Origin of the sequence: Massilia sp. CMS3.1, from assembly GCF_051262535.1 — a bacterium.
GTDB lineage: Bacteria > Pseudomonadota > Gammaproteobacteria > Burkholderiales > Burkholderiaceae_D > Telluria.
Window position 1 is genome coordinate 390,879 of record NZ_JBIMES010000001.1, and the last position, 25,457, is coordinate 416,335.

Below are 25,457 nucleotides of genomic sequence, written 5' to 3' on the forward strand. Positions count from 1 at the left end.
TGATTTGAGTGAACCGACATCCTAGAGCGCGCGCACGCAACGCTCCGTGCGGCGCCGAACGCAAGCGCCCTCTTCCCTCTATTGCAAGCCGGCTGCCAGCGCCGGCTGATAGCGCCCGGGCGCCAGGATGCCGGCCGGATCGAGGGCCGCCTTGATCGCCGCGACCGTGCGCCAGTAACTGTCGCCTTCCGGGTCGAGCCGGCCCATCGCGTGGTTGCCGACGCGGTAGGGAATATAGCCGGCCTCGAACATGTTGCCGAACACCTCGTCGTGGCAGGCCCGGGCGCGCGCCGCCTCGTCCGGATCTTCCTTGTCGTAGGCAACGGTCAGCACGCCGCCGAGTGCCCGCTCGTTGATCATGCTGAAGGTGGCGAACAGGTCGAAGCCGTATTTGTCGAAACTGGACCGGGCCAGGTCATGCACGGCCAGCATGTCCGATCCGCGCAGCGGCAGCACGGGCGACACCCACAGCAGGCCGCACCCGTCCTGCGCCGGATTGGCGCCATCGGGAAAGCTCGTTGGTACACCGCCGCGGCGGCGCCAATAGGCCCCGGCCAGGAAGCGTCCGTCGGGGACGCCGCGGTTCATCGCAAACAGCGATTCGCCGAGCATGACCCTGGCGCGCAGGCGCCGGCCCGCCTTCGTAGCGCCGAGCAGTCGCGCCGCCAGTGCCCCGGCACGCAGGCTGCGCTCGCTCACAAACGCCGGGCGTCCGGCGGTGCCGCGCAGGGCGCGCCGCAGCGCGGCGCGCGCCGCCGCTACCTGGGCGTGCGAGCCGTAGAGCGCGCCGGACACGGTCCAGGCGCCGACACCGCTTGTCGCACGCATCTGTGCGCGCAGCGCGTCGGGCGGGCGCGCACCTTGGGTGACGGCGTCGCGCGGGAACGCGCCGGCGCCGGAAAATACCCGCATGTCGTTACCGATATGCAAGATGCTGCGCAAGGTGCCGTCCAGGCGCAGCGGACGCAGCGCATCGACGACGGGCTCGATGTCGGCGTGTTCGGGCACGCTGCACAGGAAGTGGTTCACGCATTCGGCCTGCGGCATCAGCCAGATCCCCAGGCGCGTGACGATTCCCATGTTCGACTGGGTGAACAGGCCATCGAGGAAGGGTCCGACCCCATATGGAAACAGATGCGCTGCGCGCGCCTGGCGGTAATGGCCGAAGCCGGTCTCGAGCAGTTCGCCGCTGGCCAGCACCACCTGCATCCCCGCCACGTGCTGCAAGCGGTTGCCGTAGGGCGAATGGCCGAAACCGCGTTCCATGATATTGCCGATGTAGCTTGTGTCCGGTCCGGCGCCGGTGCAGTCGGCCCACAACCGGTAGCCGCGTTCGCGCAAGTGGTCCGACAGCTGGCGCTGCGTCACGCCGGGCTCGATGACCGCATAGGCCAGCTCCGCGTCGACGTGGACGATCTTGTTCATGCGCGACAGGTCGAGGATCACCTGGCCGGCGCCGAGCGCGCAGGCGTCGCCATAGCCCCAGTTCCTGCCGGTGCTGATCGGGTACACGGCGACACGCGAGCGGGCGGCGATGCTGACCAGTTGCGCCACCTCATCGGCATTCCCCGGGCGCACCAGCGCCAGCGGACGCACCGGCCGCGCCGCCGTGCTGCGCGCGTAACGTTCGCACGTGGCCTCGTCGGCCAGCACGTGGCGGGCGCCGACCACTGCCGCCATCGCGGCCAGCGCATCGGCAAGGCCTGTGCCTTCCTGCAGGTCGTTGAGCTGGCTCATGCGCGTTCGCCTCCACGGCACAGCGCGGCCAGCCGGGTGCTGATGCCGGGTTCGTCCCAGACCGGGAAAAACCAGGGGTAAAAGGAGCGCTCGCCCCCCTGCTGCTCGAAGCTGCCGGCCCACTTGCGGATCTGCGCGCCCATCTGGTCCAGGGGCAGGCGCAGCAGCACGGCAGGGGCGCCGACACGGCTGCAGGGACGTTCGCCGCCGAAGTCGGCGAACCCGAGCATGCGCTGGTAGAACGCGACATGGCGCGGGTTGACCTCGATAACGTAATCGGTAAAGCCGTGCAGCTCTCCCGCATACAGGTAAGAAATGTGGATCAGCGCTGCGAATACGCGCTTCGACATGCCGCTATCGATCGCCAGGCGCGAGGGTTCGCACAGGCGGCGTCCCTCGCGGCGCAGGATGTCGAGGCGGTCGCCGAAGTTCTCGTCGGCCGGAAGCGCGCCTCCCCGGTCGAGGCACAGGCTCATCGTGCCGACGAGCTCGCCGCCGGTTTCGGCGTACAGGGTCACCTTATCGAAGCTGCCCTCGCCGCCGTCGAAGGCATAGCCGCGCCAGGCGTACATGCGGCGCACCAGGGCGCCGCTGTCGGCATGGCAGCCGGCCGACAGCGCAACGCGGATATTGAATACCTGCTGCCCGGTGCGCGCCGCTGCCTGCTCCCTGGCGGCACGTCGCGTGCCCGGTGCCTGGAACGGTGGCGCCTGGAACGATGCGATGGGCATTTCATCTACCAACATGCTGGTCTCCCTGAAAAAGCGTCCCGCCTTTATTGGCGAAAACGTCATGACTGCCAATCAGACAAGGTCAGCAGTGAGCGGGTTCCCGCAGTTCGGCCCAGATCTTTGCCATCTGGACATAGATCAAGCTTTAAAGAAATTTGCAGCAAGCACTTGTTGGAAAGCTGTGTTGACAAGGAAATTTCGCATACGCACAGGACGCTTTTGACCGGTATCAACGGGAAAAAGGGTTCCGAAGTGCTGGCGGCGCGCAGCCATATAATCGACAGACCAGCGACCCGCGCCGCCCTGCCTCACCGGAGACCGTCCAATGTTGCTCGTCCCTCGCCATCGGCCGGCCCGGCCGCACCAGACGCTTCCCTTTGCCGCGCACCCATGAGCTCACTTCCCCTTGCGGTAGTCCCCCAGGCAGCCGCCTGCCATGGGTAACCGGCCCGTCGCCGCCCTGGCCCCCGCGTGCGCGCCGCCCCGGCTCGTGGCCCACGTCGTCAACCGGCTCGATGCCGGCGGCGCCGGCAATGGCCTGCTCGACCTGATTGCCCACATGCCGGGCGACCGCTACCGGCATGTGGTCCTCTGTTTGCGCGACCACGGCATGTTCCATACCCATTTGCGCGAACACGGGGTCGAAGTCATCGACCTGCACAAGCGCGATGGCGCGGACCCGGGCCACTTCGTGCGCATGGTGCTTGCCTTGCGTGCGCTGCGTCCAGACCTGGTTCACACGCGTAATTTCGGTGGCCTGGAGGGCCAGCTGGCGGCGGCGCTGGCGGGCGTGCGGCTGCGGGTGCATGGCGAATACGGTCGCGATCCCGCCGAACCCTGCCGTACGCGCCCGCCCAGCCTGCTGCGCCGGGCGCTGCGCCCGCTCGTCGGCCACTACATTGCCGTCAGTGCCGAGCAGGAGCGCTGGCTGATCGAGCAAGTCGGGGCCGCGCCATCCCGGGTGTCGCACATCTCGAATGGTGTCGACAGCCTCGAATTCCATCCGCGCCTCGGTCCCCATGCCGCGGTCGGCCCGGATGGCTTCATGCGCGACGATGCTTTTGTCATCGGCAGCGTCGGGCGCATGGACGATGCCAAGAACGACACGACCCTGGTCGAATCCTTCCTGAGGCTCATTTCCTCCCCCCATGCATCGCACAGCCGCTTGCGCCTCCTGATCGTTGGTGACGGGCCGATGCGCGCCGAATGCCAGGCGATGCTCGATCGTGCCGGTGCCGGCCACCGCGCCTGGCTGCCCGGCGAGCGTCTCGATACGGCGCAGCTGATGCGGGCGATGGACCTGATGGTGTTGCCGACCCTGGCCGAGGGCAGTGGCAATGTGTTGCTCGAAGCGATGGCAACGGGGCTGCCCGTGGTGGCGACGTCGGTCGGCGTGCACAAGGAGCTGGTCCAGCCCGGCCTGACCGGCATCCTGGTGCCGCCGATGTCGCCCGACGTGATGGCGGCGGCCATTGCCGACTACTGCCGGATTCCCGAAATGGGCGCCCGCCACGGCGCCCGTGCGCGCGGCCAGGTGATCGCGCATCACAGCCTGCCGGCGATGGCGCGCAGCTACCTGGCTGTATACGACGCGCTGGCCGGCGCCTGACCGGCTGGCGCCGGGCTTACCCGGGCACGGATACCGACACCTCGCAGGGCGCTGCGGCAGCGACCCCCTCGCGCCTTCCCCGTGCCAGCCATTGCTCCAGCATCAGGAGCCGCCAGGCGGTCCCGGCCGGCAGCGCGCCGCCGATCTCGCGCAGCGCTTTGCCAAACAGATGGCGCGGACCGTCCCCGCTCTTGTGGCGCGGCGCCAGGCGCGCCGCCATGGCGACCACGGCGTTGTCCAGAAAGGGAAGCATCGGCCCGACACCCGCCGCCGCGCAGGCCGCGCCGAAGGCCGGCACGATCCGGTACGGGAGGTCGCCCTGCAGTTCCAGGTCGACCGCGCGGTTCACGGGACTGCGTGCCTGGGCCAGCCACCAGGCCTCTTCCTGCACCTTGGCGGGCGCATCGGCGTCGACCAGTTCCAGGAAGGCCGGCTCGAACACGTTTGCCGTGCCGTGGGCGAGCAGCGCATTGCGCCGGCGCAGGCGCGCCAGGGGCGGCGCCATCGATTGTTCGATACCCGTGCGCAGCCGTTCGAACAGCGGCAAGTGGGCGAACGCTCCGAACAGGAGTGGCTCGATCAGCAACTGGCGCAGCGCGCCTGGCACGCGCTCGTAGCGGTTCGGCTGGGCCAGGCAGGCATAACGGCGGCCAAGGCGGAACAGTGGGGCAGCGCCGAGGGCACCGTGCAACCGCCCCAGGCCATCCTCGCGCGCCATGCGCGCCGCGAACAGCATGGCCACGGTTGCCGGGTCGCCGCAGGGCGCGTCAAGGCTGCATGCCAGCGCGGCCGGCTCGCGCGAGAACCAGCCACAGAGCCCGCTCATCGCGCCACGTCAGCGAACAGCGGGGCCAGTTCGCCGGCCAGCAGCGCGCGGTCGATCTGCCCATCGCGCGAGCGCGGCAAGGGTGCGCGCCGGACGTCCACCATGGCCGGCAACATGTGTTGCGGCAGGCGTGCGCGACAGGCGCCGAACAGGATCGAGGAATCGAGCCGGGCGCCGGGCCGGGCCGTCGCCAGTACGGCGATCACCTGCCCCAGCACAGGATGGGCGACCCCGACCGCGGCAGCCTCGGCCACGAGGCCGGTGCCGACCACGATTTTCTCGACTTCGCGTCCGCTGATGCGGTAGCCGCCGGTCGTGATGGTGTCGTTGCGTCCTTCGTTCAGGTACAGGTAGCCGTCGAGGTCCTTGCGCGCGCTTACCCCCGGCCAGTAGCCGCGGTATCGGCCAACCCCGCTCTGGGCCGGCCCGGCCGCCGGCGGCAGGAACCGGAACTGCTCGGCGCTGGTACCCGGGTCGTTCCACCAGCCCGGCGCAACGAGCGCGCCGCGGCGCACCAGTTCGCCGGCCTCGCCCGGTGCGCATTCGCGCCCGTCCGCCCGCAGTACCAGCCAGTCCGAATACGGCATGGCGCGCCCGATGGAACCCGGCCGCTCGTCGAGCTGCGCGGGCATCAGGCTGGTCGAGCGACATGCCTCGCCGATGTCGTACAGCAGATGGATGCGGGTACGCGGAAGCGCCTCGCGCAACGCCGCGAGGGCGTCGCGTTCCAGGCCGCCGCCGGCGCAGGCGGCATAGCGCAGGCAATCGGCGGCGCGCCCGAGGTCGTGACCTGCCAGGGCATTCCACGTGGGCGGGAGCGCGGTCAGCGCGGTGATCTCGCCGCGTTCGAGCAGGCGCGCCAGCGCCACCGGGTCGGGCAGCGCGTCCTGCGGCGCGCCAACGCCATCGAGCACCACAGTGGCGCCCACGGCCAGTGCCGCCAGCAAGGCGTTGATGCCGTAGTCGCTGTGGAACGGAAGCGCGGCAAGTACCCGGTCTCCGGGCCGGAGCCCGAGGCAGCGCGCGGTCGAGGCGGCGCCTGCGACCAGGTTGCGGTGCGACAGTGCCAGCGCGCGCGCGCCCGTGGCATTCCCGGGGGCCGCACTGTATATCAGTGCGCCCAGGGTCGGGTTGACAGGATCGGCGACGCAGGCCGGACCCGACGGCGCCAGGAAGGCCTCCCAGGCGAGCACGGGAACGGGAGCGACCGGGGACGCGGCGCTGCCGTGCACGACGACCGAGCGCAGCGCTGGGCAATTGCGCAGCGCTGCGCCGAGCAGGTCCATCCCCGCCGCGTCGGTGACCAGCACGCGCGCACCGCAATCGTGCAGCAGGGCCGCGCTGGCGCCGGCGTCCAGGTTCGGGTCGAGCGGGACAAACGCGCAGCCGGCGCTTGATGCGCCAAGCAGTGCCGCGACTGCCGGCGTCGAGGCCGGCAGTCGCACGGCCACGCGCTCGCCGCTGCCGACTCCGAGCGCCTGCAGCGCGCCGGCGAAGGCGGCGATCGCACCGGCAAGCCCGGCGTAACTGATACGCTCGGCCTTGTGGCGCAAGGCGGTCGCACTCGGCGACCAGAGCGCCGCCGCGTCTACCAGTTCATGTGCCAGCTGGGCCATCTTCTCTCCAATCTTGCTGAACGTAAAAATGCATGATTGAGAAAAACTGCAAACAGGTCATTGACCCTCATCAATAGATATTGCTCAGTCTCAGCTGTCTCCGCGCAAGGTCGGCCGGCGGCACGCGTGTCTAATTTATATAAATGCATGATCGTGAACCGACAAACCGGCTTCGACACGCGGCTAACGCGCGCCAGGCCCCTTAGCGCAGGAGATAACCGGCCATGAATGCTCCGCTGCTGACCACGCCGCGCGTCGAGCCGTTTTTCTTCGATGCCGAGCCTGGAACGCGTTTCAGCCTTTACCACGCACCCAATCCCCAGGTCGCGCCGCGCGGTGCGATCCTCTACGTCCACCCGTTTGCCGGCGAGCTCAGCCGCACTCGGCGCATGGCCGCCGTCCAGTCGCGCGCGTTTGCGGCGCTCGGCTATGCGGTGCTGCAGATCGACCTGTTCGGCTGCGGCGACAGCTGCGGCGAGTTCAGCGCCGGACGCTGGCAGATCTGGCACGACGACCTGGCGCTGGCCGCGGCCTGGCTGGCCGATCGCGACAGCGGGCCGCTGACGCTGTGGGGAATGCGCCTCGGCGGCCTGCTTGCGCTGGACGCGGCGGCGCGCCTGGAGGCACGCCGGGTGCTGCTGTGGCAGCCGTTCATGAGCGGGCGCGCCTGCATCAACCAGTTCCTGCGCCTGTCCGAACAACTGCAGGATCCGGCGCCGGGTGCGCCGCGCAGCACGGCCGCGCTACGGGCGCAACTGGCGGTGCACGGCGCCATCGAGGTCGGCGGCTTCGAGGTGGCGGTGCCGCTGGTGAAAGCGATCGACGCCTGCGACGCCGCCCACGTCGCTTCTCCGCGCTGCGCCGTGCACTGGTTTGCCTACGGCGGCCCGGCGCCATCGAAAATCAGTGCCAGTGCACAGCGGCTGGCCGAACGCTGGGGCGCGGCCGGGACGGCCCTGCACTTTCACCCACTCGACGGCGCACCGCTCTGGAGCGGTGCGGGCGAACTCGACCTGCCGGCCCTGCGCGACGCCACCTGCAGCCTGTTTTCGGGAGACCCCGCATGAAGCTCGAACAACGCGCCTTGCGCTTCCACGCCAGGGGCGACGCCCTGATCGGCATTGTCGACGTGCCGGAGCGGCCTCTCGCGCGCGGCATGCTGATCCTTGCCGACAGCACCCAGTACCGCACAGGAAGCCACCGCCAGTTCACCTTGCTCTCGCGCCTGCTGGCGGGGCGCGGCGTGGCCGTGATGCGCTTCGACCGGCTGGGCGCCGGCGACAGCGACGGCCAGGCGACCATGCAGGGCCTGGACGACATTGGCGCTGCGATGAAAGAATTTTTCATTCACGTGCCCGAAATGAAAGAATCTGTCATCCTGGCCTCTGGCGACGCGGCCGGTTGCGCCGCGCTGTATGCAGCGCACGACGCCCGCGTCACAGGCCTGGCCCTGCTCGATCCCTTGCTGCCGCAAAGCCAGGACGTGAGCGGCCCCCCCGAGCAGGCCGCCAGGCCGGGGTTGCGCTACGGTTCGCGCTCGGCGGCCGACCGCCTGTTCCGGCGCGCCGCCGCGTTTCGCCGCGCTGCCAGCCGTGCCATCGGCCGCGAGCCGCCGGGCCAGGGCGTCACGCCGGCGCTGGCGCAAGCCCTGGCCGGGTTTGGCGGCCGGGTGTTGCTGGTCTGCGGCGACGCGCACATCCCGGGCCAGGACGCTACCCGCACGCTCGAAGGCCAGTACCCGCGCAGCCGGCGCGTCGAGATCGCGCATGCCGGGCTCGACGCTCGCCGCAGTGCCTGGCGCGACGCGGTCGCCTTCGCCTGTGCAAGCTGGCTTGGGTCGTGGTGAGCCGGGGGGGCCATCGCCCCCGGACCTGTATGGAACGCATCCACTGCAAATGGTCTATAGTGATGCTTCTGTACAAAACATAAATTCCCATGAAATTTGACGTCGCAATTGTCGGCAGCGGCCTGGCCGGCCTGTCAGTCGCCTTGCACCTCGCGCAAACGCGCCAGGTTGCCATTATCTCGAAACGCGCCCTGCTCGACGGCGCCAGCAACTGGGCCCAGGGCGGTATCGCCGCCGTCCTCGATTCAGGCGACAGCCACGGCCAGCACATCGCCGACACCTTGGTCGCCGGCGCCGGCCTGTGCGACGAGGCGGCCACCCGTTTCATCGTCGAACACGGGCGCGCCGCGATCGAATGGCTGATCGAGCAAGGCGTGCCGTTTACGCGGGACGCGACCGCCGAACTGGGCTTTCACCTGACGCGCGAGGGCGGGCACAGCCAGCGCCGCATCATCCACGCGGCAGATGCCACCGGCCATGCGGTGCAAGTCACGTTGGAGGCGAAAGTGCGCGCGCATCCGAACATCACCTTGTTCGAACAGCACTGCGCGATCGACGTCATCACGTCCGACAAGCTGACCGGCAAAGGCGTGCACGGCGGCACGCCGCACCTGGTCGGCCAGCCGCGCTGCCATGGCCTGTATGTGCAGGACGAAAAGAGCGGCAAGGTGCTGACCTTCGAGGCCGAGCACACCGTGCTGGCCACCGGCGGCGCCGGCAAGGTCTACCTGTACACGACCAATCCCGACACCGCCACCGGCGACGGCATCGCGATGGCCTGGCGTGCCGGCTGCCGCGTCTCGAACATGGAATTCATCCAGTTCCACCCGACCTGCCTGTACCACCCGTACGCCAAATCCTTCCTGATCACGGAGGCGATCCGTGGCGAAGGGGGCCTCCTGAAGCTGCCGGCGGAAGCGGGCGCGGCGGGCGGTACACGTTTCATGCCGGCCCACGACGAACGCGGCGAACTGGCCCCGCGCGACGTGGTCGCACGCGCGATCGACTTCGAGATGAAAAAGCGCGGCCTGGATTACGTCAATCTCGACATCAGCCACCAGAGCCCGGAGTTCCTGAAGGAGCACTTCCCGACCATCTACGCGCGCTGCCTGGAGCTGGGTATCGACATCACGAAGGAACCGATTCCGGTGGTGCCGGCCGTGCACTTCACCTGTGGCGGCGTGGTCACCGACCTAGCCGGACGCACCGACATCCCCGGCTTGTATGCCGTCGGCGAAACCGCCTGCACCGGCCTGCATGGGGCGAACCGCCTGGCCAGCAATTCGCTGCTCGAATGCGTGGTGATCGGACGCGCCTGCGCCAGCCAGATCGCCGCCGCACCGCGGGTCGAGAACCCGGTGTTGCCGCCCTGGGACGAAAGCCGCGTGACGAACGCCGACGAAGAAGTGGTGATCGCCCATAACTGGGACGAGCTGCGCCGCTTCATGTGGAATTATGTCGGCATCGTGCGCACCACCAAACGCCTCGAGCGCGCCCAGCACCGCATCGCGCTGCTGAAGGAGGAGATCGACGAGTACTACCGCAACTTCCGCATCACGCACGATTTGCTGGAACTGCGCAACCTGGTCGACGTGGCGTCCCTAATCGTCAACAGCGCGCTCTCGCGCCGCGAAAGCCGCGGCCTGCATTATTCGCGCGACTATCCGGACACGCTACCGAAAGCGCTGCCAAGCGTCCTGACACCGGACCGCCGCTGATTCTCGCCATGCCGTAACAAGCCCGTCGCTGTGCGACGGGCGTCCCCCTTCCCATGAACCGCAAACTGACCCCGCGCACCGCGCTATTGTTGACCGTGCCTCCCCTGCTCTGGGCCGGCAATGCCATCGTCGGGCGCATGGTGCGCGATGCCGTGCCGCCGATGACGCTCAACCTGCTGCGCTGGAGTATCGCGCTGCTGGTCCTGCTGCCGCTCGGGCGCGCAGTGCTCGACCCCGGCACCGGGGTGCTGAGCAATTGGCGCCGCTACAGCATGCTGGGCCTGCTCGGCATCGGTCTCTACAACTCGCTGCAATACCTGGCGCTGCAAAGCTCGACCCCGATCAACGTGACACTGGTGGCCTCCGGCATGCCGGTCTGGATGCTGCTGGTCGGCCGCATTTTCTACAAGGCGCCGGTCAAGCGGCGCCAGGTCGGCGGGGCCTTGCTCTCGATCGCGGGCGTGCTGGTCGTGCTGTGCCGGGGCGACCTCGACCAGCTGGCCGCGCTGCGCCTGGTGCCCGGCGACCTGTACATGATCCTGGCGACCATCGCCTGGTCCTTCTACAGCTGGATGCTGATGCAGCAGCGCGACGCCCCGGGCTTGCGCGCCGATTGGGCGGCGTTCCTGCTGGCACAGGTCGGCTACGGTGTGCTGTGGTCGGCCGCCTTGTCGGGCGCCGAGTGGGGCATCAAAGGCGTCGATGTCGCCTGGAGCTGGCCGCTCGCGGCCGCCCTGCTGTACGTGGCGATCGGACCGGCGATCATCGCCATGCGCTGCTGGGGCGCCGGCCTGCAGAAAGCCGGCCCGACCCTGGGTTCCTTCTTCATCAACCTGACGCCGCTGTTCACGGCGCTGTTGTCGTCCGCCTTCCTGGGCGAGGCGCCGCACCTGTATCACGCGCTGGCGTTTGCGCTGATCGTCGGCGGCATCGCCGTGTCGGCGCGCTGAAAGAGCGTTTATTCCATCAGGTTGGTGGTCCACCAGACGTTACCGATCTTCCACTTGCCCTCGACGTTCTTCATCATCTGCCAAGTCTCGATGCCGTAGTTCCAGACCTTGCCGTCCTCCACGAACTCGTAATCGAACATCACCCAGGCGACATGCTTGTCCTGGGTGATCTTGAGGTTGTAGAAGCGCTCCTCCACCGGCACCTTGCTCTCGCGAATGAAGCGCGCGAAATCGCGGAAGCCGCCGGCGCGCAGGCCATTCGCGTTCGGGTCGTACGCTTCGCGAATTTTCCTGATCGCTTCCGGCGAGGGCGGCGACACGAACTCGATATCGGAGTGGAGCATCAGCGAGGAGAGCAGGCGGATGTCCTTGGTCTTGAGTGCCGTCTGGAAGTCGGCCACGACCTGCCTGATCTGGCGCTGGTCCTCAATGGTCGTCGTGTGGCGCCCGATATGGGCAGGAGCGTCCATGGCGGCGGCGGGTGCCGCGCCGATCATCAGCGTGCTCATCGCAGCAAGAATCAAGAATCGCATGTCTTCCTCTTCAGTCATGTGGGAATGGCTACGTTAGCGTCGAACCGGCAGCGCAGATAGCGCCGTGTGATGAACACCCGGAATCGTGTGTCGGATGAAGCCGCAAGGGTGCTAGGATCCCAGCAGAATGGGAGGATGCATCACGATGGCAGAGGGATTCGATGACCACGACCAGGCCGCCGCACTGGCGGCTTTCCTTGCGCGCCACCCGAAGGCACTTGTGCTGACGGGTGCCGGCCTGTCGACAGCCTCCGGCATCCCCGATTACCGCGACCGCGATGGCGTGCGGCGCGGTCGGCTGCCGATCCAGGGCCCGGAGTTTCGCCGCTCGCAGGCGGTACAACGGCGTTACTGGGCGCGCAGCATGATCGGCTGGCCGGTACTGGCGCAGGCGCGGCCGAATGCCGGCCACGAAGCGCTCGCCGCGCTGGAAGCGGCGGGCAGAATCGGCGCGCTGCTGACGCAAAACGTCGACGGCTTGCATCAGCGTGCGGGCAGCCAGGGCGTGCTCGAGCTCCACGGGAATATCCATGCGGTCGTCTGCCTCGACTGCACAATGCGGGTGCCGCGCGCGCTCGTCCAGACGCAGCTGCTTGAGGCCAACCCGCAGGCCGCGCACGCGAGCGCGCAAGCGCTGCCTGACGGCGATGCCCAGGTCGAGCCGGATTTCATCGATGCGTTTCAACTGCCGGACTGCAGCCACTGTGGCGGAACCCTGATGCCGGATGTCGTCTTTTTCGGCGACAACGTTCCGGCCGCACGCACCGCCTGCGCGCTGGCCCAGATGGAAGCGGCCGACGCCTTGCTGGTGGTCGGCTCCTCGCTCGTGGTGTATTCGGGCTTTCGTTTCTGCCGCCTCGCCCACGACGCCGGCAAACCGATTGCCGCGGTCAACCTCGGCCGCACCCGGGCCGACCACCTGATCTCGCTGAAAATCGAACAATCGGCCGAACGGCTGCTGCCGCAGGTTGCGGCGCGGCTTGGCGCCGGTCCCGTGCCGATACCCATCGGCCTCATTAACGAAAGGGGAGTATTTTGACGACACCGTTTGGTAGCACCATCCCAGGAAGCAGTCGCGTGCGCACCGGCGTCGCGCTCGGTGCGCTGGCCCTGCTCGCCTCTTACCTCGTCGTGCGCAGCAAGAGCGCGCAGGTCGAGCGCGAGAATCCGCCGCGCGGCAAGTTCGTCGAGGTCGACGGCATACGCCTGCATTATCTGGAACGCGGCAGCGGGCCGGTCCTGGTCCTGCTGCACGGGAACGGCGTGTTCGCGAACGACTTCGAGTACAGCGGCTTGATGACCCAGTTGAGCGAACGCTACCGTGTCATCGCGTTCGACCGTCCCGGCTACGGCTACAGCGAACGGCCACGCAGCACGCTCTGGACGCCGGACGCCCAGGCGCGCCTGCTGCACCGCGCGCTGCAGGGAATCGGCGTCGACTCGGCCATCGTGCTGGGCCACTCCTGGGGGACGATGGTGGCCCTCGCCATGGGCTTGCAGGTGCCGGACTTCGTACGCGGGCTGGTGCTGCTGTCGGGCTACTACTACCCTACCCTGCGCCTGGACGTGCCGCTCGCCGCCCAGCCGGCCATTCCCATCATCGGCGACGTCATGCGCTATACGGTGTCGCCGCTGGTGTCGCGCATGCTCTGGCCGCTGGTCTGCAAACACATGTTTGCGCCGCTGCAGGTGTCGGAACGCTTCCGCCGGATGCCGCCCTGGATGGCCCTGCGCCCGGGCCAGCTGCGCGCCAGCGCGGCCGAAGCGGCGCTGATGGTGCCGGCGGCGATGTCGCTCTCCAAACGGCTCGACCAGTTGCGGGTGCCGGTGCAGATCATCAGCGGGACGCAGGACAAGGTCGTCAAGCCGGCGTCCCATTCCGAGCGCCTGCATAAGGATATACAGGGCCACGGCCAGTCGAGCGAATTGCATTTGCAGCCGGGGGTGGGACACATGGTGCATTACGCGCATCCGGAGCAGGTGGTCGTCGCGATCGATGCGATTGCCGCGCAGGTCGGGGAGCCGGTTGCCATACGTTCCGAGCAGGCCGACGCGTTGGCGCGGGCGAGCGAGAGCGGCGTATAAGAAAAGAAAAATGGGCGGGATAACCCGCCCATTTTCATTCACACGACCAGGCTCTCAGCCAAGGATACGCAGCGAATAATCCGTGGCCCGCACATCCTTCGTCAGGCTGCCGATCGAAATCCGGTCGACGCCGGTCTCGGCGATCGCCCGCACCGTTGCCATGTTGATGCCGCCTGAGGCTTCGAGCAGCGCGCGGCCGGCGTTCACCTTGACGGCTTCCACCATCATGTCGAGCTTGAAGTTATCGAGCAGCACCGACTTCACGCCCGCCGCCAGCGCTTCTTCCAGTTGAAGAATCGTTTCGACTTCGATCTGCACCGTCACGCCGGCATTCAAGGCCGTGGCATTGGCCAGCGCGCGCGTCACGCCGCCGGCGGCCGCAATGTGGTTTTCCTTGATCAGGATGCCGTCATACAAGGCCATGCGCTGGTTCTTGCCGCCGCCGACGCGCACCGCGTATTTCTGCGCCTGGCGCAGGCCGGGCAGCGTCTTGCGCGTGTCGAGGATGGCGGCACCCGTGCCCGCGATCACATCGACATACTTGCGGGTACTGGTCGCCACGCCCGAGAGCAGCTGCATGAAGTTCAGCGCGGCCCGTTCGGCGGTCAACAAGGAACGCGGCGAGCCTTCGATCGTGCAGACCACGCTGTCTTGCGCCATCAGATCGCCCTCGGCGTACTGCCAGTCAATCTCGATGTCCTGGTCGAGCGCCAGCATCACGCCTTCGAACCACGGTGCGCCGCACAGGACCGCCGCTTCGCGCACGATGACGCGCGCTGTTGCGCGCGGCTCGTCGGGCACCAGCATGCCGGTCAGGTCGCCGCTGCCGATGTCTTCCAGCAAGGCGGCCAGGATGTTCTGCTCGAACGACGCCTGCAGCTTGTCGTCAAAGGCGGCGTGCGGATTACGTAAGGTAGTCATTGAGGTCATCATGCCGGCCCCACATTCGAAAACAGCTTGGCGTTCCGCTCGAGCGCCCCTTGCGGCAGCGCTTGCGCCTTTTTGGCCGCAGCGAAATCGAGCATGCGGTCGATCGCACGCACGGCTTGTACACCGATCGCCGGATCGACGAACACTTCGTTGGCGCCCGACTCCAGCACCTCGGCCAGGTTCTTCAAGCCGTTCATCGCCATCCACGGGCAGTGCGCACAGCTCTTGCAGGTGGCGCTGTTGCCGGCGGTCGGCGCTTCGATGAAATGCTTGCCAGGCGCGGCCTGACGCATCTTGTGCAGGATGCCGTTGTCGGTGGCGACGATGAAGTGGGTTGCCGGCAGCGTGACCGCGGCGTTGATCAGCTGGGTGGTCGAGCCGACCACGTCGGCCTGGGCGACCACATTGGCGGGCGACTCGGGGTGCACCAGCACCTTCGCGTCCGGATACTCGGCCTTCAACAGGTCGAGTTCGATGCCCTTGAACTCGTCGTGCACGATGCAGGAACCCTGCCAGAGCAGCATGTCGGCGCCGGTTGCCTTCTGGATGTATGAACCCAAATGACGGTCCGGCGCCCACAGGATTTTCTTGCCCTGCTCATGCAGGTGTTTCACGATGTCGAGACCGATCGAGGACGTCACCATCCAGTCGGCGCGCGCCTTGACCGCGGCGCTCGTATTTGCGTAGACGACGACGGTGCGGTCCGGATGCTGGTCGCAGAAGGCCGCGAATTCGTCGGCCGGGCAGCCAAGGTCGAGCGAACAGGTCGCCTCCAGGTCCGGCATCAGGATGGTTTTTTCCGGGCTCAGGATCTTCGCGGTTTCGCCCATGAAGCGCACGCCCGCCACGACCAGGGTCTTGGCCGGATGGTCACGGCCGAAGCGCGCCATCTCGAGCGAATCGGAGACGCAGCCGCCGGTCTCCTCGGCCAGGTCCTGCAGGTCGGGGTCGACGTAATAGTGGGCGACCAGCACTGCCTGCTTTTCCTTCAGCAGGCGGCGGATGCGCTCTTTGAGTTCCCGCTTTTCTTCAGGCGACGGCACAGCGGGCGTGCGGGCCCAGGCTTGGGCGGTGCAGGCGTTGCCGCCTTGCGGGTGGTCGTATTCGTAGGTCTGGATCGGCAGGATGTTCATGCGCAGTGGACTCTTCTAGTGGGGCGGTAATGCCAGCGCCAGTTTGCTGAAGCTGGTTGAACGCGTGGACGGGAGTTCAGTCCCCCGGAACTGAAATCCCCCGTCCACCCTACGTTACTTAATCGATGCCCTGGCTGGTCAGGTATTCTTCATACGTGCCGCGGAAGTCGACGATTTCGTTGTCCTTCACTTCCAGCACGCGCGTGGCGAGCGAAGAGACGAATTCGCGGTCGTGCGAGACGAAGATCAGCGTGCCTTCGTATTTATCGAGCGCGATGTTCAGGGACTCGATCGATTCCATGTCCATGTGGTTGGTCGGTTCATCCAACAGCATGACGTTGTGACGGCCCAGCATGAGCTTACCGTACATCATGCGGCCCTTCTCGCCACCCGACAAGACGCGCACCGATTTCTTGACTTCGTCGCCACCGAACAGCAGGCGTCCCAGGATCGAGCGCACGGCCAGGTCGTCGTCGCCCTCTTTCGTCCAGCGTCCCATCCAGTCGGTCAGGATGGCGTCGGTCGGGAATTCCTCGGTCGGATCTTGCGGCATGTAACCCACGCTCGCGTTCTCGGCCCACTTGGTGCGGCCGTGATCGGCTTCCAGGCCCGCGACGTCCCTGCCGCCGATGCAGCGCAGCAGCGTGGTTTTACCGGCGCCGTTGGCGCCGATGATTGCAACGCGCTCGCCGGCCTCGATCATGATCGAGAAGTTCTTGAACAAAGGACGCTCATAGGCTTTGGTCAGGCCCTCGGTCTCCACCGCCAGGCGATGCAGCTTCTTCTCGCCTTCGAAACGCACGAAGGGATAGGCGCGCGAGGATGGCTTGAAATCCTCGATCTTGATCTTGTCGATCATTTTCGCGCGCGATGTCGCCTGGCGCGCCTTGGACTTGTTGGCCGAGAAGCGGCGCACGAATTCCTGCAGTTCGGCGACCTTTTCCTTGGCCTTGGCATTGTTCGACAACTGCTGGTTGCGCGCCTGCGTCGAAGCGAGCATGTAGTCGTCGTACGAGCCTGGATACACCTTCAGCGTGCCGTAGTCCATGTCGGCGATGTGGGTGCAGACCTGGTTCAGGAAGTGGCGATCGTGCGAAATGATGATCATCGTCGAGTTGCGCTGGTTCAGCACATCCTCGAGCCAGCGAATCGTATTGATGTCCAGGTTGTTGGTCGGCTCGTCCAGCAAAAGGATGTCCGGGTTAGAAAACAGGGCCTGGGCCAGCAAGACGCGCAGCTTCCAGCCCGGTGCCACGGCGCTCATCGGGCCCTGGTGCAGGTCGCTCGCGATTTCCAGGCCCAGCAGCAGTTCGCCGGCACGCGCTTCGGCCGAATAGCCGTCGTATTCGGCAACCTTGCCCTCGAGTTCGGCGGCGCGCATGTAGTCGTCGTCGGTCGCTTCCGGATTGGCGTAGATGGCGTCGCGCTGGGCGATGGCGTCCCACAGCTCGGTGTGGCCCATCATGACCACGTCGAGCACGCGCACGTCTTCATACGCGAACTGGTCCTGGCGCAATTTACCGAGACGCTCGCCCGGGTCCAGGCTGACGTTGCCGGCCGACGGTTCGAGGTCGCCGCCGAGGATCTTCATGAAGGTCGATTTGCCGCAGCCGTTCGCGCCGATCAGGCCATAACGGTTGCCATCGCCGAACTTGACGGAGATGTTCTCGAAGAGCGGCTTTGCGCCGAATTGCATTGTGATGTTAGCGGTGGAGAGCACGAATATTGCCTTATAAGCGAGGTATGCGATTAACCGGGCATTTTACCATCGTGCGCCCGGTGACGCATCAAGCCGGCCGCAGGGTCGGGTAATCGCTCATCGTCAGGCGGAACCCATCATCGTTCGACTTAAGGTTTGCCTGGGCCCCGAACGGAATCGTCACCCGGCGCGGAATATGTCCGAACGAGAGACCGGTGATCACGGGAATCGGCAGCGCCTGCCGCAGGTAGGCCAGCATGGCGTCGAAATCGTAGCCATTGTCCATCTCCCCCAGCCGGTAGCCGGAGAAGTCGCCCAGCACCAGTGCTTGCTGGCGCGCCAGTACCCCGGAGTGCAGCAGTTGCAGCAGCATGCGCTCGACCCGGTACGGGTGCTCGGCAATGTCTTCGACAAACAGGATGCCGCCGTCGATCCGGGGAAACCATTCGGTGCCGATGAGCGAGACCAGCATCGCCAGGTTGCCGCCCCAGACCGTGCCGGCCACGTCCACCTGCGGATTGCCGCAAGCGGTTTCGACGACCGTATGCGTTGGACCGGCCAGGCAGCTCCAGAAATCATCCAGCGTGAATTGCTCGAGTTCCGGCGCGCCGAAGTCGTTGGCGACGAACGGGCCGGCGTAGCTGAGCGTGCCCGTCTTTGCATACAGGCCCATCTGCAGCGCGGTGATGTCGGAATAGCCGACGAACAGTTTTCCACTGTTCCCCAGGCGTTCGAAATCGATGGCCTGCATCAAACGTGACAGGCCGTAGCCGCCGCGCACGGCCATGACCAGGTCGACCTCGGGGTTGTCCGCCGCCGCGTACAGGGCGGCCAGGCGCGCCGCGTCGGTGCCGCCGAAGCGCTGGTGGATCGCATCGTGATCGTAGTAGTTGTACACGCGGCAGCCACGCGCCTGGAGATAGGCCAGGCCGCGCTCGACAGCGAGCGGGTCCTGCACGTAGCCGGCGGGCGCCACAATGGCGACGCCGAGAGAAGGATTGGTCAATTGGTTTCACTGCCCGACGAACAGGCGCGGTGTTGAGCTGGTGGTCATCTTACCGCGCGCGTTGGCGTCGATCAAGGCAAGCATCCGCTCGTTCAGCTGGGACGGCAAGTCGTGCCCCATTCCCTGGATGACTTCCAGGCGCGCGCCCGGCACCTGCGCCGCGGTGTCTTCGCCGCAGGCCAGTGGCACCAGGGGATCGGCGGCGCCATGGATGACGAGGGTCGGCGTTTGAATCGAGCGCAGCAGTTCGCTGCGCTCGGGGGCGCTCCTGACGGCCAGCATCTGGCGCGCCACGCCGGCCGGACAGTAACAGCGCCGCAGGCCGCGCGCCGCGCGCCGCCGCAACTGCTTTTCCGGCGTCGGATACGCCGGGCTGCCGATCACCTGTTGCAAGGCGACTTGCGCCTCGATGATCGAGTCGACATCGTTCGGGTCGGCGGGCCGGCGCAGCAGCGCCTGGCGCACGCCTGGGGTCGGGCCCGGCAAGCCGCGTTTGCCGCTGCTCGACATGATGGACGTGAGACTGAGCACGCGCTGCGGGTGGCGCGCAGCCAGGATCTGCGCCACCATGCCGCCCATCGATACCCCGACCAGGTGGGCGCGCGCGATGCCCAGCGCCGACAGCACGCCGAGCGCGTCGTCGGCCATGTCGTCCAGGTGATAGGCGGGCCGCATGGGCAGCTTCAGGTGCGACTTGATCCACGAGGTGAGCCGATTCAAGACCAGGTTCGACCTGCCCGTGCGGTCGAATTTGGTGGACAGGCCGCAGTCGCGGTGATCGAAACGGATCACGTAAAAACCCAGCTCGACCAGGCCGTCGACGAACTCGTCGGGCCAGCTGGTGAGCTGCATGCCGACGCCGTGCACCAGCAACAGCGGCGCGGACTTGGCGTCCCCGGCGGTATCGAAAGCGATGCGGATTCCGTTGGCGGTCAGCGTCGGCATGGGTTCGAAGCTGGCGCATTGGACGCGCGCCGGCATGATGATGAAAAGGAGGTTGGTCCCTGTCGCTTGTGGCGCCAGATCGAGACCAGCATAACATTTTCACAGCACGCACGGCGTGCGTGGATGCGCGCGCGCGGAAGGTGCGGCGCATGCGCCACGGTTTGCCGCGCTAGATCGCCGTGTTTCGGCGGACGGCAGCGCGCCGTTCGGCGAAGAAGCCTTTGAGCATTGCGCTCGCCTCCTCCGCCAGCACGCCCTTGACGACCTCGGTATGGTGGTTCAGCACCTCATGCGCGAACAAGTCGAGGACCGATCCGCAGACGCCCGTCTTCGGGTCGCTCGCCGCATACACGACGCGCGCCAGGCGCGCATGCATCATCGCGCCGGCGCACATCGCGCAAGGTTCGAGGGTCACGTACAATTCGCAGCCCGGCAGCCGGTAATTGCCGAGTGTTTCGGCGGCCGCCCGCAGCGCATTGACCTCGGCGTGCGCCGTCGGGTCGTGGCGCCCGATCGGCTGGTTGTAGCCGACCGCCACCACTTCCCCGTCCTTGACGACGACGGCGCCAACCGGCACCTCGCCTTGCGCGCGCGCGACGCCGGCCTGCTCGAGCGCGAGGCGCATGAAGTGCGCGTCGAGCATGGCCGACTCCGCCATGGCGGCATCTGCCAGCACAAGACCGGACCTCAGTCCCGGCATCGGCACGCTGTCAGGCATCGGTGATCTCGGCCCAGCAGTTCGGGGTTTCGTGCAGCACCAGTTTATGCAAGTGCAGGCCGGTGCCGAAACGATCGGTATAGGCCGCCTTCAGGATGCCGAAGGCCACTTGCGCCAGATTTTCGACGGTCGGGATGCGGTCGATCACGACCGTCTTGTGGCCAGGCAGGCTGGCCAGGAATTCGCGCACCTTGTCGTCTTTCTCGTAGACGATGAAGGCGTGGTCCCAGACGTCGACCAGGTGCTCCTTGGCGAGCGCCTTGATGTCGGAAAAATCCATGATCATGCCGTTGTCCGAATTGCCTTCGGCCTGGATCACGGCGCCGACGAGCGTGATTTCGAGCGTGTAGCGGTGCCCGTGCAAGTTGCGGCACTGGCTTTTGTGGTCGGGAATCCGGTGTCCGGCATCGAATTCGAGCTTGCGGGTAATGGTCAGCATCAGCGTAGTACTCTTTTACGGGATTTGTAGCAGTTTATGGGTCTGGAGGCTGAGCTTCCATTTCGGGTTGCTGCGGCAGGTCTCGATCGCCAGGCGCGTATTCTGCGCGGCAAACAGGCCGTCCATCGGCTGCACGAAGAAATGTTCGAAGTCAAAATGCTCGTAGACGGCAAGAACCTGGTTCGCCTGCGGGATGACGACCTTGATTTCGTTGCCCTTCTCGACGACCAGCGTCGAGCCCATCTTCGGGCTGACGCAAATCCAGTCGACGCCCGGCGGCACCGGCAAGGTGCCGTTGGTTTCGATGGCGATCGTGAAACCGTGCGCATGCATGGCGGCGATCAAGGCAAGGTCCAGTTGCAACAAAGGTTCGCCCCCGGTGAAGACGACGTATTTGCTGGGCGCATGCGTGGCCGGCCAGAGGCCGTCGATCTCGGCAGCGAGCGCCTCGGCGTCGCGGAACTTGCCCCCGCGCTCGCCGTCGGTGCCGACGAAATCGGTGTCGCAGAAAGTGCAGACGGCGCTCGCGCGATCGGCCTCGCGCCCGGTCCACAGGTTGCAGCCCGCGAAGCGGCAAAATACCGCCGGCCGCCCGGCGTGGGCGCCTTCGCCTTGCAAGGTGTAGAAAATTTCTTTGATGCTGTAAGTCACAGTAAACCTCTCGTCAACCGTCCATTATACCCGCGCGACACGGCCCTTGCCGAGCCCCGGCCCGCGCCCGGCGCCGCTGATTTACTGACTATCCGGCACGGGTATTGACTATCGACAAGACAGATCGACGCGCCAAGCGGTAACTTGATTACCGGAAATTTCTTATAACCCGTCGGAAGGAGCGTCATGAAGCGTTCGCTTGCCAGGACAGCCAGCTACCTCCCCGCGATCGCGGTGCTGCTGGCCTGCGTAGTCGGTGTCACGCTTCCCAATGCGACGCCGAGCCTGTCGACCATCGCGACGATCCTCTGGCTGCTGGGGGCCGGCGGCGCGAGCTGCCTGCTGCTGCGGCGTGCGATCGACGCCGATGACCGCACCCGCGACCTGGCCAGGCGCCTCGGGCAGGAACAGGATGCGCGCCGCGCGCTGGATGCCATCCTGGGCGATACCCAGGCCGTACTGTCGAAGGTCGTGCGCCAGCTGGAAGAATTCACGCGCCTGAACGGCATTGCGCACCAGCTCGAGATCGCGCCGGGACCGCTCGGCGAACCTGAACCGCCCGCGTTTGAAGGCGACGCCCTGCTCTACCGCGTATTGCAGGAAGCATTGGCCGAGGTGGCACACCAGGCCAGCGCCACCGAGGTGCGCGTCGGCCTGCAATGTGACAGTCTTGGGATGATGTTGCGCGTCGACGACAACGGCAAGGGCAACCGGCGTACGCAGGCCGCATGCGCCTGCGGCCTTGCCGGCATACGCGAACGGGTCGAAGCATGCGGCGGCGCCCTGCGGATCACGGCGAAATCGGGTGGCGGCACAGCCCTGTCCTTGCGCCTGCCATGCGCCCGGGACCTGGCCCTGACCTGAAAGTCAAGCCAGATCATATTGTTCAACATCAAAAGCAGAGGCCTGCTGCGGTTGCAGAATCGGTTCTTGTCAGCAATCAATAAATTGCTCAACGGAATGTTGAAAAGGCCGACTGATGACCAGTACAGCGATGCACCGGGCGCCGAGCCCGGCGAATGAAACAATGTTGGGCGCGGCGCTCTCCCCCACGCCGGGTGCGGCAAGCACTCCAGCCCCGGGCGCGCTACCCGTCACTCTGACGAACAGCATCGCCCCGGCCGCCGATCTGGCTTTTGCATACCAGCTGATGGAGATGCTGGCGATCCCCGCGTTCGTGCTCGACAGCCAGGCCCAGGTGCTGATCTGGAACCGCGCCTGCGAGCGCCTGACCGGGGTGCCTGCGAGCGAAGTCATCGGCACCGACAATCACTGGCGCAGTTTCTACGACGAGCCGCGTCCGACCCTGGCCGACCTCGTGATCCAGAACCGTCTGGACGAGATCCGCCATATCTATCCGCGCCACGGCAAGCCGCAAAGCAGCGCCTCGCCGCTGTCGGTGGAAACCTGGTGCGACATGCCGCGCGTCGGAAGGCGCCGCTACCTGGCGGTCGACGCCAGCCCGATCTTCGATGAACACGGACGCCTGAAGGCAGTGGTCGAAACATTGCGCGACCTGACCGACGAAAAGATGGCCCAGCTGGCGCTCGAAAAACTCGCCACCCGCGATGGCCTGACGGGCCTGGCAAACCGGCGCTGCTTCGACGATACCCTGGCCGCCGAATGGGAGCGTGCCCTGCGCCTGCGCCAGCCACTGTCGCTCCTGATGGTCGACGTCGACAACTTCAAGGCCTATAACGATGCGAACGGCCACCTCGGCGGCGACGAATGCCTCAAGCGCATCGCCACGGCCGTGGCCAGCGAAATGCGTGCCAACGACCTGGTGGCGCGCTATGGCGGCGAGGAGTTCGCCGTAATCCTGCCGAACCAGTCACTCAAAGGCGCAGCCATCGTCGCCGAGCGCATCCGCCGCCGCGTCGAACAGCTGCAATTGCCGAACGGCCTGGCGCCGCTGCGCCAGGTGACGGTGTCGATCGGCGCCGCCACCGCCATTGCCGGGCTCGAGAACCAGGCCAGCGAACTGGTAGCGACCGCCGACGCAGCCCTCTACCGTGCCAAGCACCTCGGGCGAAACCGGATCAGCCTGCCGCTGGTCGAGGGCAGCCGAGGGCCTGCCTGATCCTGCTGTTCATTCGCCGGGGAATATTTTATGCTTCGCGCCAGATTTTTTCTCAAGGAGAGCTTGCGTCCACACGCGATCCGACGGCGTTCGCGCCGTCCGCGTCCGCCAAAGCCGCAGGCACTGCCGGCGTATTGCCATTCAAGGCGACCGAAAAAACGCTGGCCAACGGCCTGAAGTCGAAGAGCGTACTCAACAAGGAATGTCATGAATAAAAAGAAAAGGGCGCCCGCGGGCGCCCTTCGTCATTGCTGGAACAGGCGAGCTTGCGCCCGCCCGTACCACAGAACTGACCTGCCTTACTTCGTCATCTTGTCCCAGCCGTGGCGCACCGCGGCCTTCATGTCTTCCCAGGTCGAGCCGGTCTTGCCTGCATTGCGGGTTTCCCAGTCGCTGCGCAGGTCGGTTTCGACTTCGTCCCACGGACGGTTACGGTACATCTGGCTCTGGCGCATTTGCGAGCCATAGCTGTAGGCCGGCTGGTAGGTATCGTAGTCGCCGCCCGCGCTGCTGTAGGTGGCGCTGTAGTGCTTGCGGTAGTAGTCGTCGTCGACCAGGTTCGCAGTGGCGCCGAGCTGCTCGACTTCAACTTCGGTATGGCGCACGGTGTCGTTGATTTGCTGTTCGCGCTGCGTGACTTCCTTGTTGATCATCACTTCCTCAACCACGCGTGCCGATTTCTCGACCACGGCTTCCTCGGCCGACTCGCGCATCTCGATCGACTGCTCCTTGAAGGCGCTTGCATCCACGCCGCTGATCGGCTGGTTGACCGGACGGCGCTCGACGTTCACGTGCTCTTCGCGCAGGCCGATGCTTTCGTTGACCGGCGTTTCGACGATGCGCGAATACACGCGCACGCCGCCACGCTGGACTTCACGCTTGCCGATCTTGATCTGCTCCTGCACAACCGGGATGGCGGCCGTGGTGGTGTCGCGTTGCTGCGACCCAGTCTTCGCCGAGCCGGTCAGGGAGCCCGCTGCGGCCGAGCCTTCGAGCGACGATCCGGTCAGCGACGACGCCGACTGGTTCTGCTGCAGGCTGTTGCCGGTGCCGGCGCCATACGTGCCGACCGAGAGTTCGTCGCGCGAACCCATCGGCTCCTGATAGGTGGTGCCCATAGGAACCGGATCGTTGAGCGACTGCTGGTTCAGCGGCAAACGGTCACCGTCGGACTGCAACGACATCGACTGGCCGCCGCTCATGCTGCCGGCGCTGCCCATGGCCATGGCGCCGGCGCTCGCCCCGCCGCTTGCCCATTTTTCGGACTGCTCGTCGATGTCGATCGGGCCGAAGCGCTCGACGATGTCGGCGGCGCGTTCAACTTCCGGCTCGCTGTCGGCGTTCACCGTCAGGATGTGGTTGCCACGCGAGGCGGCTGACGAGTATTTGTTGCTGTATTCATCGGTGTCGCTGCCGAAGATGTCGCTGAAGAAGTTCTTGATGCTGGTGCCGATACCTGGCTCGTCGGCGCCGGTGGTCGAGCCAGTGGCCATCGAACCGCCGGGTGCGGTTTCGTCCCCGTGCTGCAAGCGCACGTCGCTGCTCGAGAAGCCCGAGGACAGCAGTTCAGTCTGGGCGCTGGTGGCGTCGGCGTGATTGTCAAAGACGGCGATCAGGGTATGTTGCATGATGAGTCCTCCAGAGTGTATTGATTACTTCGTTGGCAGGGTGCCGGATTCGTCGAAACGTTCGACACTGACCTGTTCGGCCTTCAGGACGACTTCTTCCTGGTGGTGTTCCTCGCGACGGATCCGGGTGATGTGAAGCTCTTCCTTGATGCGCACGCGGCGCTCGACAACCAGCACTTCTTCGAGGATCGGCACGATCAAGGTGTCGCCCTCGTAGCGGTTGGCGGGCGCTTCGTCGGGAGCAACGATACGGTCGACCGCGACATGCCTGACTTCCACCTCGTCGCGCATGAGGCGCTCGTCGATGTTGACCGGCTGTTCGACGACGGTCTTGTGAACGCGAACGCCGCGTCCCGTGTCCACCGTACGGGTTCCGACGGCGAGTTGTTCCGCGATGACCGGAATCCGGATTGGTTCCTGCGCTGCCTGGTCTTCGGGATTGACTGCCATTGTGTGAACTCCGTGTGGTTGCTTTTACAAGACTCAATCAATGTACTCCAAACAGACAGGGCACCGCGCACCATTGACTCCCGTAAATGTTGAAACAAAAAAAAGACGAAATGCAAACAAAGCAGGC

Annotated in this window: 24 protein-coding genes; 9 read left to right on the top strand and 15 right to left on the bottom strand. The window is 66.2% G+C overall.

What is annotated here, in order from left to right; genetic code table 11:
* Window positions 1-78 precede the first annotated feature (78 nt).
* Window positions 79-1,737: an FAD-binding oxidoreductase gene (locus ACHAC9_RS01660; RefSeq protein WP_435756485.1), complete on the bottom strand. Its 1,659-nt coding sequence runs from the start codon at window positions 1,735-1,737 to the stop codon at window positions 79-81.
* Complete coding sequence (locus ACHAC9_RS01665) at window positions 1,734-2,483, bottom strand: N-acyl amino acid synthase FeeM domain-containing protein (protein WP_435756487.1); 750 nt, start codon at window positions 2,481-2,483, stop codon at window positions 1,734-1,736. The genes ACHAC9_RS01660 and ACHAC9_RS01665 overlap by 4 nt, the downstream gene beginning before the upstream one ends.
* A gap of 421 nt (window positions 2,484-2,904) precedes the next feature.
* Between ACHAC9_RS01665 and ACHAC9_RS01670 the strand changes: the two genes are divergently transcribed.
* Complete coding sequence (locus ACHAC9_RS01670) at window positions 2,905-4,077, top strand: glycosyltransferase (protein WP_435756489.1); 1,173 nt, start codon at window positions 2,905-2,907, stop codon at window positions 4,075-4,077.
* 16 nt (window positions 4,078-4,093) lie between these two features.
* On the opposite strand, the gene ACHAC9_RS01675 is transcribed toward ACHAC9_RS01670, so the two are convergent.
* Window positions 4,094-4,903, bottom strand: a complete 810-nt coding sequence (locus ACHAC9_RS01675) for an asparagine synthase-related protein (RefSeq protein WP_435756491.1) — start codon at window positions 4,901-4,903, stop codon at window positions 4,094-4,096.
* Window positions 4,900-6,519: an AMP-binding protein gene (locus tag ACHAC9_RS01680; protein ID WP_435756493.1), complete on the bottom strand. Its 1,620-nt coding sequence runs from the start codon at window positions 6,517-6,519 to the stop codon at window positions 4,900-4,902. The genes ACHAC9_RS01675 and ACHAC9_RS01680 overlap by 4 nt, the downstream gene beginning before the upstream one ends.
* Before the next feature lie 224 nt (window positions 6,520-6,743).
* On the opposite strand from ACHAC9_RS01680, the gene ACHAC9_RS01685 reads away from it, so the two are divergent.
* The 4 genes from ACHAC9_RS01685 (at window position 6,744) to ACHAC9_RS01700 (ending at window position 11,033) form a co-directional block, all read left to right on the top strand.
* Window positions 6,744-7,586: a hydrolase 2, exosortase A system-associated gene (locus ACHAC9_RS01685; protein WP_435756495.1), complete on the top strand. Its 843-nt coding sequence runs from the start codon at window positions 6,744-6,746 to the stop codon at window positions 7,584-7,586.
* Window positions 7,583-8,365, top strand: coding sequence for a hypothetical protein (locus tag ACHAC9_RS01690; RefSeq protein WP_435756497.1), 783 nt, complete (start codon window positions 7,583-7,585; stop codon window positions 8,363-8,365). The genes ACHAC9_RS01685 and ACHAC9_RS01690 overlap by 4 nt, the downstream gene beginning before the upstream one ends.
* Before the next feature lie 89 nt (window positions 8,366-8,454).
* A complete protein-coding gene (nadB, locus tag ACHAC9_RS01695; protein WP_435756499.1) occupies window positions 8,455-10,083 on the top strand; it encodes an L-aspartate oxidase in 1,629 nt (542 codons plus the stop codon).
* A 53-nt stretch (window positions 10,084-10,136) separates the two neighbouring features.
* On the top strand, window positions 10,137-11,033 hold the full coding sequence (locus ACHAC9_RS01700; RefSeq protein WP_435756501.1) for a DMT family transporter: 897 nt from the start codon (window positions 10,137-10,139) through the stop codon (window positions 11,031-11,033).
* 8 nt (window positions 11,034-11,041) lie between these two features.
* Here the strand turns inward: ACHAC9_RS01700 and ACHAC9_RS01705 are convergent, their stop codons facing one another.
* Complete coding sequence (locus ACHAC9_RS01705; RefSeq protein WP_435756503.1) at window positions 11,042-11,566, bottom strand: YybH family protein; 525 nt, start codon at window positions 11,564-11,566, stop codon at window positions 11,042-11,044.
* A 145-nt stretch (window positions 11,567-11,711) separates the two neighbouring features.
* Between ACHAC9_RS01705 and ACHAC9_RS01710 the strand changes: the two genes are divergently transcribed.
* Window positions 11,712-12,605 carry an NAD-dependent protein deacetylase gene (locus ACHAC9_RS01710; RefSeq protein WP_435756505.1) on the top strand — a complete coding sequence of 298 codons (894 nt, stop codon included), beginning with the start codon at window positions 11,712-11,714 and terminating at the stop codon, window positions 12,603-12,605.
* A 38-nt stretch (window positions 12,606-12,643) separates the two neighbouring features.
* Window positions 12,644-13,651 carry an alpha/beta fold hydrolase gene (locus ACHAC9_RS01715; protein WP_435756507.1) on the top strand — a complete coding sequence of 336 codons (1,008 nt, stop codon included), beginning with the start codon at window positions 12,644-12,646 and terminating at the stop codon, window positions 13,649-13,651.
* Window positions 13,652-13,705: 54 nt separating this feature from the next.
* Here ACHAC9_RS01715 and nadC read toward each other — a convergent pair whose 3' ends face one another.
* From nadC to queE, 8 genes are all read right to left on the bottom strand, one after another.
* Window positions 13,706-14,572: a carboxylating nicotinate-nucleotide diphosphorylase gene (nadC, locus tag ACHAC9_RS01720; RefSeq protein WP_435756509.1), complete on the bottom strand. Its 867-nt coding sequence runs from the start codon at window positions 14,570-14,572 to the stop codon at window positions 13,706-13,708.
* A gap of 8 nt (window positions 14,573-14,580) precedes the next feature.
* Window positions 14,581-15,714 carry a quinolinate synthase NadA gene (nadA, locus tag ACHAC9_RS01725; RefSeq protein WP_435756511.1) on the bottom strand — a complete coding sequence of 378 codons (1,134 nt, stop codon included), beginning with the start codon at window positions 15,712-15,714 and terminating at the stop codon, window positions 14,581-14,583.
* Between the two features lie 118 nt (window positions 15,715-15,832).
* On the bottom strand, window positions 15,833-17,434 hold the full coding sequence (locus ACHAC9_RS01730) for an ABC-F family ATPase (RefSeq protein ID WP_435756512.1): 1,602 nt from the start codon (window positions 17,432-17,434) through the stop codon (window positions 15,833-15,835).
* 67 nt (window positions 17,435-17,501) lie between these two features.
* A complete protein-coding gene (gene ldcA, locus ACHAC9_RS01735) occupies window positions 17,502-18,419 on the bottom strand; it encodes a muramoyltetrapeptide carboxypeptidase (RefSeq protein ID WP_435756514.1) in 918 nt (305 codons plus the stop codon).
* A 6-nt stretch (window positions 18,420-18,425) separates the two neighbouring features.
* Complete coding sequence (locus tag ACHAC9_RS01740; RefSeq protein ID WP_435756516.1) at window positions 18,426-19,364, bottom strand: alpha/beta fold hydrolase; 939 nt, start codon at window positions 19,362-19,364, stop codon at window positions 18,426-18,428.
* A gap of 169 nt (window positions 19,365-19,533) precedes the next feature.
* On the bottom strand, window positions 19,534-20,007 hold the full coding sequence (tadA, locus tag ACHAC9_RS01745; protein ID WP_435757233.1) for a tRNA adenosine(34) deaminase TadA: 474 nt from the start codon (window positions 20,005-20,007) through the stop codon (window positions 19,534-19,536).
* A gap of 67 nt (window positions 20,008-20,074) precedes the next feature.
* Complete coding sequence (gene queD, locus ACHAC9_RS01750; RefSeq protein WP_435756518.1) at window positions 20,075-20,521, bottom strand: 6-carboxytetrahydropterin synthase QueD; 447 nt, start codon at window positions 20,519-20,521, stop codon at window positions 20,075-20,077.
* A 15-nt stretch (window positions 20,522-20,536) separates the two neighbouring features.
* Window positions 20,537-21,172: a 7-carboxy-7-deazaguanine synthase gene (queE, locus tag ACHAC9_RS01755; RefSeq protein ID WP_435756520.1), complete on the bottom strand. Its 636-nt coding sequence runs from the start codon at window positions 21,170-21,172 to the stop codon at window positions 20,537-20,539.
* A gap of 186 nt (window positions 21,173-21,358) precedes the next feature.
* On the opposite strand from queE, the gene ACHAC9_RS01760 reads away from it, so the two are divergent.
* Together ACHAC9_RS01760 and ACHAC9_RS01765 are read left to right on the top strand one after the other, a co-directional pair.
* Entirely contained in the window at window positions 21,359-22,036 is a 678-nt protein-coding gene (locus ACHAC9_RS01760; RefSeq protein WP_435756522.1) for an ATP-binding protein, read from the top strand.
* A 286-nt stretch (window positions 22,037-22,322) separates the two neighbouring features.
* Entirely contained in the window at window positions 22,323-23,252 is a 930-nt protein-coding gene (locus ACHAC9_RS01765) for a diguanylate cyclase (RefSeq protein ID WP_435757235.1), read from the top strand.
* A 299-nt stretch (window positions 23,253-23,551) separates the two neighbouring features.
* Here ACHAC9_RS01765 and ACHAC9_RS01770 read toward each other — a convergent pair whose 3' ends face one another.
* Together ACHAC9_RS01770 and ACHAC9_RS01775 are read right to left on the bottom strand one after the other, a co-directional pair.
* Window positions 23,552-24,880, bottom strand: a complete 1,329-nt coding sequence (locus ACHAC9_RS01770) for a YsnF/AvaK domain-containing protein (RefSeq protein WP_435756524.1) — start codon at window positions 24,878-24,880, stop codon at window positions 23,552-23,554.
* Between the two features lie 24 nt (window positions 24,881-24,904).
* Complete coding sequence (locus tag ACHAC9_RS01775) at window positions 24,905-25,330, bottom strand: YsnF/AvaK domain-containing protein (protein WP_435756526.1); 426 nt, start codon at window positions 25,328-25,330, stop codon at window positions 24,905-24,907.
* Window positions 25,331-25,457: the final 127 nt, after the last annotated feature.